Genomic DNA, 12,410 nt, shown 5'->3' with positions numbered 1-12,410 from the left:
CATGCCCTCTCCTCCGCGGCTCGGCGCTGCCGGCGCCGTCGCAGAGCGACGAGCACGACAGGGGGACACAGGAGCGCGACCACGATCGACGCGGTCATGACGTTGACGATGTCGACCGGCACGTTGTCGCTGCCGAGGAGACCGCCACCCGCGATCATGGCGCCGAAGACGACCGCGAGGACGGCGCTGACACCGGGCTTCGTTCGCGCCGCCAATGCGATGAGCAACCCGTTCCATCCAATGCTGCTAGCGGTACCCGGGTGGAGCTGAAAACTCTGGCCGAGCAGGATCACCGCGCCCGCGGCTCCGGCGAAGGCGCCGGACGCGGCGACGGCCAGCGAGCCCAGGCGGGACTCGCTGACGCCGATCGTGTGTGCGACGACCGGGCTCTGGCCCAGGATCCGCAGCCGGTAACCGATCAGCGTCGAGCGCAGTACCCAGGCGACGACGATCGCCGCGACGACGGCGATCACGAAACCGCTGGGGATGTCGAGACCGAAGAGGTTCGGCGTGGGCAGTCTCGCACCGGTCGCCACCGTGGGTGACTGGGACGCTGTGCCCGCCCCCAGCACGCCGTCCCCGTCGTCGTGCAACGGTCCGGAGCCACTGATCAGCCACACCATGAGCTGCTCGGCGAGAAAGACGAACAGCAGCGAGCTCACGACGATGTTGACGCCCCGGGTGAACTTGAGCAGCGCGACCAGCGCGGCCCACAGCCCTCCCGCGACCGCCGCCGCCACGAACGCCAGCGGGATGACCACGATCCCCGGCCCGTCGATGTTGAAAACAACGAATCCGGCGCCGACCGCTCCGAGCGTGACCTGACCCTCCTGGCCGATGTTGAACTGGCCCGCTTGCATGCAGATCACCGTTCCCACGGCGACGAGCAGCAGCGGAGCGGCGAAGGAGAGCGTGTAGCCGATCGACATCGCGTTGCCGAAGCTGCCCTCGAACAGATCGGCGAGGACGACCGCCGGCGAGTGCCCCGTCGACCAGGCCAGGACCAGCCCGACCCCCAGGCCGACGGCGAGGAACAGGGCGAACATGCCGACCTGACGCGCCGCCGGCCCGGAATTGCCGCGTAACGCGGCGGCCAGCTCGCCGCCAAGGCCACCCGGCCGGACTCCGGTGCCGGAGGACGGACCGGCGGGCGACGATTTCTTGGTCTTCTCCGGCAGATCGAGCCCACTCACGCGTGCACACCACCCATCAGCAAGCCCAGTTTCTCGGAGTCGGCTTCGGCGCGGGGAGTTTCGCCACGGACCTTGCCCCGGTACATGACCGCGATGCGATCCGACACCTGCATGATCTCGTTGAGATCCGTCGAGATCAGCACGACGGCGACGCCGGCGTTCGCGGCCGCACGGATCCGCTCGTGCATGTACGCGATCGCACCGACGTCCAGCCCGCGCGTCGGTTGCGCCAGCACGAGCACGGTCGGGTCCGTCGAGAGCTCGCGCGCGAGTACGACCTTCTGCTGATTGCCGCCGGACAGCGACCGCATCGGCTGGTCCACCGAGGCGACGGCGATCTGGAACTCGTCGACCAGGCTCTCGGCGAGGGCCAGCACCCGGCGGCGTGACACCACACCGCGTCGCGCGAGCGAGCCGAGCGCGGCGAATGCGAGGTTGTCCGCCACCGACATGTCCAGGACGCAACCGGACTCACGCCGGTCCTCGGGCACCACGGCGACGCCCGCCGCTCTCATCGCGCCCGGCTTGTTCACCCGGACATTCGTGCCACGCACGCGTACCCGTCCCGTGTGCGGGGACAGCGCACCGGCAAGGAGCGAGGCCAGCCACTTCTGACCGTTGCCCTCCACGCCGGCCACGCCCAGCACCTCGCCACCGCGCACGTGCAGGCCGAGCGCGTCCAGCGCGCGACGCCCGCCTGCGAGGAATGCCGTCACCTCTTCGATTTCCAGCGCGGGCGGGCTCCCGGGTTTCCCGGCCGATGCCACGGTCGCGACCGGCGACGGGCTGACCCGCACGTCGGCACCGATGGCGGTGGCGGCGTCCGGCTCGTTGCGCAGGTCGTGGCCGATCATGTGCCGCGCGAGCTCGGCCACGGACGTCTCCGACGGCGCGATCCGGGACACCACCCGCCCGTTGCGCATGATCGTTGCCTGGTGTGCGACCGACCGGATCTCGGCGAGGTTGTGACTGATGAGGATGACCGAGCAGTCCTCTCCGTCGACGACCTGACCCAGCATCGAGAACAGCGCCTGCGACTCGCGCTCGGTGAGCACGGCGGTCGGCTCGTCCAGGATGAGCAGTTTCGGGTGCTCGATGAGGCACTTGACGATCTCGACGCGCTGCTGCTCGCCGACCGTGAGGTCGCCGACGCGCTTCGACGCCGACACCTCCAGCCCGTACCGCGCACTCGTCTCGTTGACCAGCGCCGTGATCCGATCCGGTTTGACGCGGCCCTTCGTGGTGATCGCGATGTTCTCCCAGACCGACAGCGTCGGGATGAGGCTGTAGTGCTGATGCACCATCCCGATGCCCTGCGCTCGCGCGTCGTTGGGATCACGGATCGTCACGGGCCTTCCCGCGACCTCGATGACACCCCGATCGGGCCGGACCAGCCCGAGGAGAACGTTCATCAAGGTCGACTTGCCCGCGCCGTTCTGGCCGAGCAAGCCATGGATCTCTCCCGGAGCGACGCTGAGGTCGACGTCGTCGCAGGCGGCACGGCCGTTGAAGTACTTGGTGACACCGGCCATCCGAAGCATCGGATGGCCGGTCACCATGCTGGACCCATTCGGGTTGGCCATGGTCATCCGCAGATCAGCCGGCGGCCAGCTTCAACGGATCGATCGTTCCGTTGTTGATGTCGGTCTGTGCCTGCTTGATCGCCGCCTCGATCGCGGCCCCCTCGGCGCCGGCCGACGAGCACGCCTGCACGGCCGGAACCGGATCGACACCCAAGCGCCAGTTCCGGGTCCCGCCGAGCGGCAGCTTCCCATTCGCGAAATCGTCGAGCAGCGGGGACAGGTAGTAGCCGGGCGCGAAGATCACGGAGGCGATGAACGCAGGCGAGGTCGAGTCGCAGAAGTTGATCGGCGACCCGATCACCGGGACGTTCGCGGCGTTCGCCTTCTTGGCGATCGCGACGGTCGGGGCGCCGAAGTACGGGTACACGAGGCCGATGCCCTGCGACTGCTGCGCGGCGAACGCCTCGACGGCCTTGCCGACGTCGATCTGGTCACCCGTGTACGTCTCGATCACCTTCGCGTCGGGTACCTGGGACAGGACGCCCTTCTTGAAGACCGCGCCGATGGTCGTGTTGAACGGGGCCGCCAAGCCCGAGATGAAGCCGGCCTTGTTGATGTTCTTGTTCTTCATGTACACGCCGGCGGCCACGCCGGAGACGTAGGCGTAGCTCAGCCCGACGTCGTAGGACTGGGTGAAGGTCGCGTCCTGCTTGGGCGAGCCGTATCCGCCCTGCAGGTAGAAGAACGTGTCCTTGCAGATCGGCTCCTTGGCGGCGTTGACCGCCTGGGCGAGCTGGGCGTCGCCGATGATGACCATGTCGACGCGCTGACGGCAGAGGTTCTCGGCGGTGCTCAGTGCCTGCGTCAGGGGTACGAGCCCCTGCACCGACACCTTCCAGCCGTACTTCTTCCCGGCGTACTGCGCCGCGTCGGCGACACTCTGGTAGTAGGTCCCATCGCCCGTGTCGCCGGACGTGATGACGCCGATCGACACCTTCCCGTCCTTGTTCATGTCCGGCTGGTTGGCCGGGATCGAGGTCTTTCCTTCCCACTCGGGTGCCGTCGCGGAGCCCGGGCTGCCGACGCTCGGGCCCTTCGCCACGGCGAACGGGTCGGGACCCTGCGCGCTGCTCGACGCGCTCGGCGAACCGGACGCGCCGCCGCCACCGCCACTCGAGCCGCAGGCCGTCGTCGTGAGCGCTAGGACCACGGCAGACGCGCAGAGCGCGGCCAACCTGTGATTTCGCATCATGCACCCGTTCCTTCTCGTATGGGGTATCCGGCTTCGTATGGGGTGTCCGGCTCTGGCCCTGTCCGCCTCGGCGAGGTCGCCGTGCGCCAGGTGCCAGTCACGCGTCGCGGCCAGTTCGGCGACGCTGTCGCCCAGGTTGCTTGCGGTCCTGTACGAGCGCCGACGACTGAAGTCTCAGGCTGGCGAAACGTAACACCGGCTATCCCGTCATGCAATACGGTTCGTTGCTATACGAGATACTCGGGCGACCGGCCCGGGCCCGCCGACCGACCCATGCGTGGCGGTACGCCCGGTTTGCTAAGATTTGCCGGTCGCGGCGTCGCGAACCCGCGGCCGAGAGCGCAACGTTATTACGTATTACGAGAGAGCGTCTTGACTGGTGGAATGCGCTCGCCGATGATCCCTACGTGACCACGATTGACGCAGTGATCGATCAGCCAGGCACGCTCATCGATGGAATCTGGACGGGCGGCGACGAGGTCCTGTCCACCATCGATCCGGCGACCGGCGAGGAGTACGGTCGGATCCACACGAGCAGGACCAGTGACGTCGACCGAGCGGTCGCGGCCGCACGCGCCGCGGCGCGCGACTGGTCCAGGACCTCGCCCTCCGAGCGTGGCGCGCTGTTGTCCCGCTGGGCACAACTCATCTTCGAAAACCAGGAACGCCTGGCCGCGATCGAGGCCCGCAACGTCGGCAAGCCGCTCTCGGCCGCCCGGATGAACATCATCATCGCCGGATCGATCCTGGCGTACACGGCCGGCGGGGCGGACAAGCTGACCGGCGCCACCCTCCCCGTCCGCCAGCCCGAGTTCTTCGGCTACACCGTGCGGGAACCATACGGGGTGTGCGCGATCGTGCTGCCCTGGAACGTCCCGGCGCTGCTCAGCGCGGCGAACCTCGCGCCGGCCCTGGCCGCGGGCAACACCGTGGTGCTCAAGCCTTCCGAGGTCGCGCCGCTCGTCGTGCACGCCCTGGTCGAGCTGGCCGAGGCGGCCGGCCTGCCGCCGGGCGTGCTCAACGTGCTGACCGGCGTCGGGGCCGACCTCGGCGCGGCTCTGGTGAGCCACCCGGGCGTCGACCACGTCAGCTTCGTCGGGTCCGTGGCGACCGGTCGTCTCGTCATGCAGGGCGCCGCGCGGCACCTGACGCCGATCAAGCTCGAACTCGGCGGCAAGTCGCCGAACATCGTGTTCCCCGACGCCGACCTCGACGTCGCGATCCCGACGATCGTCCGATCCATCACGGAGAACGCCGGCCAGAACTGCAACGCCGGCTCCCGCCTGCTGGTGCACCGGTCCATCATCGGCGAGGTCCGCGATCAGGTGCTGGCGCGGATGGCCGACATCCGGCTCGGCGCGTGGGACGAGGACCTCGACATGGGACCGCTCGTCAACACGGTCCAGCATCAGCGGGTGTCCGGCATCGTCGACGCCGCACTGCGCGACGGGGCCGAGTTGCTCATCGGCGGCGGACGTCCGCAGGGCCGCGGGGCGGGGCACTTCCTCGAGCCCACCGTCCTGGAAGTGGCCGACCGCGGCGCGCCCGTGATCGGCCAGGAGATCTTCGGCCCGGTCCTGACGCTCGAGACGTTCTCCGACGAGGCCGACGCCCTGCACCTGGCGAACGGGACCGACTTCGGGTTGCTCGCGTGCGTGTGGACCCAGGACGTATCCCGGGCGCTTCGGATGGCCGCGGAGATCCAGGCCGGTCAGGTGTCGGTGAACCAGTTCGCCGACGCCGGCGTGATCGGGCTCCCCTTCAACATGTACAAGGCCAGTGGCTTCTCGTCCGGCAACGGCTACCGGGCCCTGTACGAGTTCACCCGCGAGAAGGCGGTCGCGGTCAAGCTGCTCGGCAGCCGTGACTGACACTGACTGACCGGTCTCGCGCCACTCCCCCTTCAACATCTCGGCCGCTGCGGGTGATGTCCCGCAGCGGCCGAGGTGGTTTGTAGCGGCTGACGCCGCTCAGTGGCAGCGATCGCCGACGACGCCGCCGACAGCGGCCTCAATCTGCTCGAGCACCGGCCGGAACTCCTCGAAGCGGGCCAGCCGGTCCGGGAGGGTGCTCCAGATCCTCGCCGCGATCTCGCGCGCCTCGGCACGGATCGCCGACTCGTCGACCGTCGTGATCCGGCGGTCGGCGAGCAGCGCCCGCCCTTCGACATAGACGCTGCGCACCGCGCTGCCCAGCTCGCCGTAGGCCAGCTGCTGCCGGAGCTGCGCCGCCGGGGCGGGCCACACGTAGTCGATGTCCAGCACGGTGAGATCCGCCCGGGCGCCGACGGCCAGCCGGCCGATGTCGGATCCCATCGCCGCGGCGCCGTTGGTCCAGCACATCGTCAGGCCGTCCATGGCGGTGGGCCAGGTGCTCTGCGGACCTTGGACGCGGTGCATGATCGTCGAGAGCTTGAGCGTCTCGAACATGTTCTGCGTGTCGTTGCTGCTCGCCCCGTCGGACCCGATCGCCACCCTGGCGCCCGCGCGCAGCAGCGCGGGGACGGGCGCGACTCCGGCGCCGAGCTTGAGGTTGCTCGCCGGGTTGTGCACGGCGACCGCCGGAGTCTCCGCGAAGATCCCCACCTCGCGGCTGTCGAGCCAGATCGCGTGTGCGAACGACGCCCACGGCTCCAGCGCGCCCATCGCGGCGAGAAACTCCACGGTGGTGACGCCGTAGCGCTCCTTCGCCACCGTCACCTGGGACGCCGCGGACAGCAGGTGGGTCTGCAGCCTGACCCCGCGGCTGCGGGCGAGGTCGATGCTCGCCTCGAACAGGGGGGTCGAGCAGCGCGGCAGGGAGGACGGGCCGAGGATCGGCTGGACCCGGGCGGAACGGTCGGACCAGCGGTCGATGAAGCGGCCGGCCGCCGCGAGCACCTGGTCGGGCTGCGCGATCGGTGGCTTGCGCAGGGCGGCGCCACCGGGGACCAGGTCGATGGGGATGGACGAGAAGAAGTCCAGGTCCGAGTACTGGATCGCCACGTTCGCGCGCAGGCCGAGATCTACGTACGCCTGCATGATGGCGTCCATGCCCTCGTCGACCCACTCGATGTCCGAGCGCGCACAGTCCAGCACGGCGGTGGTACCGCTGCGCAGCATCTCCAGGCCCCCGACCATCGCCGAGACGTAGAGGTCGCGCGGCGAGAGGCGCGCACCGGCGCCCCCGTAGCTGGCCAGTGTCATCCAGGCATCGAGCGGCAGCGCGTCGCACAGCCCCTTCTCGATGGTCTGGTTGGAGTGCGTGTGCGCGTTGATCAGCCCCGGGATGACGATGTCCCCGGCCAGGTCCACGACCTCGGCCGGCCCGGAGGCGGCCGAGGCGTGACGTTGCGCGGCACCCGCCCCGAGGTCGGTGATCACGCCGTCGACGATGACCACGTCACCGATCTCGCCACCGTGCCGCAGATCCAGAAGCCTTCCGTTGCGCAGAATCAGCGCCGTCATCCCGCGTCTTCCCTTCGCGATTCCCAGTTGCGGAGTTGCTCCTGGAAGCGCACGCGCGCCTCCACTCCGGACAGCTCGCCCGGGCCGCCGTACGGCGAAGCCTCCGCATCGACCTCGGCGACCAGCAGTGCCGGCGCCACAGGAGCCGCGAGCAGAGCCTCGACTCCGGCCCGCAGCGTGTCCCCCGATGCCCCGCGCTCGAGGGTGCGCACCCACGGCCATCCCGCCCCGAGCGCGACGGCGCCGAGGTCCGCCCGCCCGGCCGCGGCCAGCGGCTGTCCGCCACCCGTCTCGTAGCGGCCGTTGTGAAAGACGACCACGCGCAGGTTCCCGGCCCCGGCGTCGGCGATCGCGAGTAGCACGCCGAGGTTCATGACGAGGTCGCCGTCGCCTTCGAGCAGCAGGAACCGCAGGTCCGGCCGGGCCAGCGCCGCACCCAGCGCAAGGCCCGGCGCGGCGCCCATCGGGTCGGACCCGAAGAACGTCGGATTCGGCCCGCCGTGGTCGCGCCAGGCGCGTCCGGCGCTGCCCAGGCTCGTGATGATCACGTGGTCCGGCGCGGCGGCCGCGATCGCCGCCGCCAGTTCGGCGCGCTTCATGCGGCGGCTCCCAGCAGCGCGCCGCGGGAGCACATCAGCACGACCGGACGGCGCTGCAGCCACGCCTGCTCACTGCCACGCTCGAACAGCCAGTCGTCCTGGGGCCCGGTCACCTGATGGACGCTCAGCCCGGCGGCCGCGGCCACGCCGGCGCTCACCTGGCCCTTGTACATCTGATAGTAGAAACCGTCCTCCGCGCCGCCCCGCGCCGCGGCGACGATGAGCAGCGGGAGCTGGTGGTGGTAGGAGAACGCGGCGAGCACGTTCGTCGCCAGGAGCACCCCGGCGTTCTGGCACAACACGACCGACCGCTTGCCCATCAGCGCCGCACCACCGGCGATCGCCACGGCGTCGTCCTCACGGCTGACCCGCACGTGCCTGATGTGCTCGTCCGCGGCAACCCGATCGATGAGCGGGCTCAGCCAGCTGTCCGGCAGGGACGCGGCGAGCTCCACGCCGCCGGCCCGCAGCCGCTCGGCGATCCGCCGCGCGCGGTCGGCCCCGTTCGACCCGGTCTCACTCATGGCCGCCTCCGCCGCCGAGCAGCCGGTCGGTGACCTGACCCGACAATCCGACTGCGGCATCGAGCTTCCACCGCGTACCCGGTAAGGGATGTGCCTGCCACTCGAACTCCTTGCTGAGCAGTGAGGTGACCATCTGCCGGGTGGGGCGGGTGCCCGACAGTTCGGCGCAGAGTCGCTGCGGGATCCACGGCGTCGCCGCCAGCCCGCCGAACGCGAAACGTGGTGATTCCCAACGACCGTCGGGTGCGATCGAGACCGAGGCGGCAACAGACACCAGCGCGAAGTCGCCGTCCCACTGCTGCAGCTTGGCGAACGCGCCGGAGCGACCGCGTGCGTCGGCGGCGATCGAGACCGACTCGATCAACTCGGCCGGCCGCAGCCTCAGCTCCCCCGGACCCTTGAACAGCCCCGCGATGGAGGTGATCCGGGCGCCCGAGGGCCCCGCGATGCGCACCTGCGCATCCAGCGCGGCGAACACCGTGGCGAGATCCGACGGCGTGACGGCCTGACAGCGGTGGGCGCCGATCGCCGCGTGGTGCAGCCGGTGGTCACCGGACACGGCATAGCAGGGGCACGTCACGCCACCCCGCTTGTAGCAGTCGAAGCCGTTGCGGAAGAACCAGCAGCGCTTCGCCTGCCCGAGGTTACCGCCGACCGTTGCCACCTCACGGATCTGCGCAGAGGCGATCGTGTCGATGGCCTCGGCGAGCAGCGGCATCCGTCCGTCCGCCCACCGCCCGAGTTCGGTCAGGGTCGCCGCCGCACCGATCCGCAGCGCACCGTCGGGCAGTTCGTCGATCGTGCGCATCGCGCTGATGCGTGACGTGCCGACGAGTACCCGCGGGTACGTCAGGGCCTGGTCGCGCTGGACGATGAGGTCGCTGCCGCCGCCCAGGACCACCGCATCGGGTGCGGCAAGGGCCGCGACGGCGTCGGCCACGGTCGCCGGCAGGCCGATCGCCTCGACCGGTCGCGGCTCAGGGCGGCGCGCCCACCGCGTGCCGACGCGGTCGAGCAGGTGATGCAGGCCCAACGGGTACAGCCTGCGGAACAGCTCGATCTGCCAGCGCGACGGGCGGCGCGCGAGGTGGTGGCGGCGGGGCGGCGTGCCGGCGTGCTCCCGCAGCGCGGCGAGGACGACATCCGGCGTGAGCGGGAGCTCCCGGAACCGGATGCCCGTCGCCGCGTACACGGCGTTGAGCAGCGCTGGTGCGGAGGGGATGATGGCGACCTCGCCGACGCTCTTCGCGTTGAACGGCCCGGCCGGCTCCGGTCCCTCGATCAGCTCCACGTCGATCGACGGCACCGCCGTCGCGCGCGGCAACGAGTAGTGCAGATACGACGGGTTGACCACGCGGCCGCCCTCGTGGATCAGCCGCTCGCCCAGCGCCGCACCGAGGCCCTGGACGACACCGCCGATGACCTGACCGGTGACCAGGGCCGGGTTGATCGCGCGGCCGATGTCGTGGGCCGCGACGTAGTCGAGGATCGTGATCACCCCGGTGTCCGGGTCGACCTCGACCTCGACCGCGTGCGCGGTGAACGAGTAGCTCGCCGAGATGTTCGGGCGGTCGATGCCGGTCCAGTAGGGCTGCATCCGTTTCTCGAGGTACTCGAGGTCGATGCGCAGGCTGCCGTTGGCCGACTCCGGCGCCAGCTCGACCAGCTCGCCGATCTCGACGGCGGCGCCGGCCGACTCGACCCGACCCGCGCGCAGGCGCACCTGCGAGGTCCCCAGCTTGGCCGCGCCGAGTTCCAGCAGGCGATCGGCGACCGCCTGGGCCGTCTGCCGGGTGGCATGACCGCCCATGTGGGTACCGCGGGACGACCAGGCTCCCATGTCCGGCGGGGTCTCGTCCCAGTCGGACATGATGACCCGCACCCGATCGAACGGGACGTCGAGCACCTCGGCGGCGATCTGCCCCAGGATCGTGCGCTGTCCCGTGCCGGCGTCCGCGCCGCCGAAACGGACCACGACGTCACCGGTACTGGTCACCTCGACGCCGGCCGCGCTGACGTTCCCGCCCGGATAGGCATACGAGCCGCTCGCGTGCATCCCGGACGCGACGCCCACGCCGCGCCAGGGCCGCTTCGCGCGCCGCTTCTCGTCCCAGCCGATCCGCTCACGCACGCTCTGCAGGCACTCGACCAACCGGTTCGAGCCGATCAACGCCCCGGCGAGCGCCTGGGTGTCGGGCCGGCTGGCGTTGTGGATTCGGAACTCCAGCGGATCGCGGCCGCATCGCTCGGCGAGCTCGTCGACCGCGGACTCGAGCGCGATCGCCGTCTGGGGTTGGCCGTACCCGCGAAACTGCCCACCGGGTACCAGGTTCGTGTCGACCAGCCGAGCGTCCCACCGCACCGCGTCCGGTCGGTACATCGACCCGAGCTGCTTGATGCCGGCCCGCATCACCGAGGGCCCGAAGTGGTTGTACGCCCCGTTGTCGACGTCGACCTTGACGTCCAGGAAGCAGATCCGGTCGTCGGCGTCGGTGTGCGCGACGAGCGTCGTGGTGAACGCGTGCCGCGGCTTCGTGAACGCGAACTCCTCGGCGCGCGAGAGCTCCAGCAGTACCGGCTGCCCGCATTTCATCGACAGCGCGGCGGCCAGCGCCTCGTGCTCGGACACCTTCGACTTCGACCCGAAGCCACCACCGACCGACACGTCGCGGCAGACCACCTGGTCCAGCCGCAGCCCGAGCACCCGTGACAGCTCGTGCACGACGAAGTGCGGCGCCTGGGAGGAGGTCCACAGTTCGAGCCGCTCGTCGTGCCACCAGGCGATCGTGGTGTTCGGCTCCATGCAGGCGTGGTTGACCCGGGGATACCGGAAGGTGCCCTCGACCGAGGTGACGGCGTTGCGGGTGGCCAGTTCCAGATCGCCCCAGTGACCCGCCGTGGCCAGGGCCACGTTCGTCCCGCTCGGGCGCTTGTGCAGCAGCGGTGCCCGCCGGTCGAGCGCGGCCGGCACGGACAGCACGGCCGGCAGCCGGCGGTAGCGGACCACGATCCGGCGCAGCGCCTCCTCGGCCGCCTCGGCGGTGTCGGCGGCCACCGCGGCGACCTCGTGGCCGACATAGAGCACGCGGTCGACGGCCAGCGGCGAGCGGTCGGAGTACGGCTCGCCGCTGTGCTCGTACATGACCCCGGGCGCGAAGTCGGCGGCGGTGACGATCGCGCGGACCCCGGGCACCCGCCGCGCTTCGCTGACGTCGAGCCGCTGGATCCGCGCGTGCGGGACCGGCGCGCGCAGCACCCGCGCCACCAGCGTTCCGGCGGGCGGCGCGTCCGAGGCGTACCGGGCCGTGCCTGACGTCTTCTCGACCCAGTCGATCGGACGCACGGAACGACCGACCACGCTCACGCGCCGGCCTCCACAGCCCGCCGGCGCGACTGCGCCACCGCGCAGACGGCGTCCACGATCTGGCGGTACCCGGTGCACCGGCAAACGTTGCCCGCCATGGCGCGGGTGATCTCGTCCCGGCTGCGGTGCGGATCCTCGCGAAGCACGGCCTCGGCGCGCACGACCTGCCCCGGCGTGCAGAACCCGCATTGGAACGCGGCGTGATCCGCGAACGCGGCGCGCAGGTCGTCGCACGCCTCTCCCAGTCCGGCAGCGGTGGTGACATCCGCGGACACCAGCGCGGCCAGCGTCGTGCAGGCCATGATCGCCCGGCCGTCGACGAGGACGGTGCAGGCACCGCACTCGCCGCGCCGACACGACGCTTTCGGCGCCGTGTAGCCGGCGGCGCGCAGCTCGTCCAGCAGGGTCGCGTGCGGCGGCCCCGTGATCGTCAGCCGCGCACCGTCGACCGTGAGCGTTCGTACCGGCTCGTCCGCTGACCCTCCCGGCGATCCGGTGGGAGTTGGCAT

10 protein-coding genes are annotated in these 12,410 nt (G+C 70.6%); 2 read left to right on the top strand and 8 right to left on the bottom strand.

Going from position 1 to position 12,410, the window contains the following annotated elements; all coding sequences use genetic code 11:
- The 3 genes from ABT297_RS12040 to ABT297_RS12030 form a co-directional block, all read right to left on the bottom strand.
- A partial coding sequence (locus tag ABT297_RS12040; RefSeq protein ID WP_350547906.1) for an ABC transporter permease occupies positions 1–1,193 on the bottom strand: 1,193 nt, incomplete at its 3' end.
- On the bottom strand, positions 1,190–2,725 hold the full coding sequence (locus tag ABT297_RS12035; protein ID WP_350547904.1) for an ABC transporter ATP-binding protein: 1,536 nt from the start codon (positions 2,723–2,725) through the stop codon (positions 1,190–1,192). The genes ABT297_RS12035 and ABT297_RS12040, both read right to left, overlap by 4 nt.
- Before the next feature lie 64 nt (positions 2,726–2,789).
- Positions 2,790–3,728, bottom strand: a complete 939-nt coding sequence (locus ABT297_RS12030; RefSeq protein WP_350547901.1) for a BMP family ABC transporter substrate-binding protein — start codon at positions 3,726–3,728, stop codon at positions 2,790–2,792.
- Between ABT297_RS12030 and ABT297_RS12025 the strand changes: the two genes are divergently transcribed.
- Together ABT297_RS12025 and ABT297_RS12020 are read left to right on the top strand one after the other, a co-directional pair.
- Positions 3,727–3,957, top strand: a complete 231-nt coding sequence (locus ABT297_RS12025) for a hypothetical protein (RefSeq protein ID WP_350547899.1) — start codon at positions 3,727–3,729, stop codon at positions 3,955–3,957. The two genes, ABT297_RS12030 and ABT297_RS12025, sit on opposite strands and share 2 nt — an antisense overlap.
- Before the next feature lie 220 nt (positions 3,958–4,177).
- Positions 4,178–5,839, top strand: coding sequence for an aldehyde dehydrogenase family protein (locus tag ABT297_RS12020; protein WP_350547897.1), 1,662 nt, complete (start codon positions 4,178–4,180; stop codon positions 5,837–5,839).
- Between the two features lie 99 nt (positions 5,840–5,938).
- Here the strand turns inward: ABT297_RS12020 and ABT297_RS12015 are convergent, their stop codons facing one another.
- The 5 genes from ABT297_RS12015 to ABT297_RS11995 are packed head-to-tail and all read right to left on the bottom strand — an operon-like array spanning position 5,939 to position 12,410.
- A complete protein-coding gene (locus tag ABT297_RS12015) occupies positions 5,939–7,414 on the bottom strand; it encodes an amidohydrolase family protein (protein ID WP_350547895.1) in 1,476 nt (491 codons plus the stop codon).
- Positions 7,411–8,013 carry a thiamine pyrophosphate-dependent enzyme gene (locus tag ABT297_RS12010; RefSeq protein WP_350547893.1) on the bottom strand — a complete coding sequence of 201 codons (603 nt, stop codon included), beginning with the start codon at positions 8,011–8,013 and terminating at the stop codon, positions 7,411–7,413. The genes ABT297_RS12015 and ABT297_RS12010 overlap by 4 nt, the downstream gene beginning before the upstream one ends.
- Complete coding sequence (locus tag ABT297_RS12005; protein ID WP_350547891.1) at positions 8,010–8,537, bottom strand: thiamine pyrophosphate-binding protein; 528 nt, start codon at positions 8,535–8,537, stop codon at positions 8,010–8,012. Before ABT297_RS12005 ends, ABT297_RS12010 begins: the two co-directional genes overlap by 4 nt.
- Entirely contained in the window at positions 8,530–11,901 is a 3,372-nt protein-coding gene (locus ABT297_RS12000; protein WP_350547889.1) for a molybdopterin cofactor-binding domain-containing protein, read from the bottom strand. The genes ABT297_RS12005 and ABT297_RS12000 overlap by 8 nt, the downstream gene beginning before the upstream one ends.
- Positions 11,898–12,410 carry a (2Fe-2S)-binding protein gene (locus tag ABT297_RS11995; RefSeq protein ID WP_350547887.1) on the bottom strand — a complete coding sequence of 171 codons (513 nt, stop codon included), beginning with the start codon at positions 12,408–12,410 and terminating at the stop codon, positions 11,898–11,900. The genes ABT297_RS12000 and ABT297_RS11995 overlap by 4 nt, the downstream gene beginning before the upstream one ends.

This window comes from Dactylosporangium sp. NPDC000555 (assembly GCF_040300025.1).
GTDB lineage: Bacteria > Actinomycetota > Actinomycetes > Mycobacteriales > Micromonosporaceae > Dactylosporangium.
The sequence above is the reverse complement of the archived record's forward strand: the minus strand, read 5'-3'. Positions and strand labels throughout refer to the sequence as shown.

Coding starts and splice junctions, on each gene's coding strand:
- ABT297_RS12025 (WP_350547899.1), top strand. CDS start 3,727: ATGTCCGGCTGGTTGGCCGGGATCGAGGTCTTTCCTTCCCACTCGGGT.
- ABT297_RS12005 (WP_350547891.1), bottom strand. CDS start 8,537: ATGAGTGAGACCGGGTCGAACGGGGCCGACCGCGCGCGGCGGATCGCC.
- ABT297_RS12030 (WP_350547901.1), bottom strand. CDS start 3,728: ATGAACAAGGACGGGAAGGTGTCGATCGGCGTCATCACGTCCGGCGAC.
- ABT297_RS11995 (WP_350547887.1), bottom strand. CDS start 12,410: ATGCCAACTCCCACCGGATCGCCGGGAGGGTCAGCGGACGAGCCGGTA.
- ABT297_RS12010 (WP_350547893.1), bottom strand. CDS start 8,013: ATGAAGCGCGCCGAACTGGCGGCGGCGATCGCGGCCGCCGCGCCGGAC.
- ABT297_RS12035 (WP_350547904.1), bottom strand. CDS start 2,725: ATGGCCGGTGTCACCAAGTACTTCAACGGCCGTGCCGCCTGCGACGAC.
- ABT297_RS12015 (WP_350547895.1), bottom strand. CDS start 7,414: ATGACGGCGCTGATTCTGCGCAACGGAAGGCTTCTGGATCTGCGGCAC.
- ABT297_RS12020 (WP_350547897.1), top strand. CDS start 4,178: ATGCAATACGGTTCGTTGCTATACGAGATACTCGGGCGACCGGCCCGG.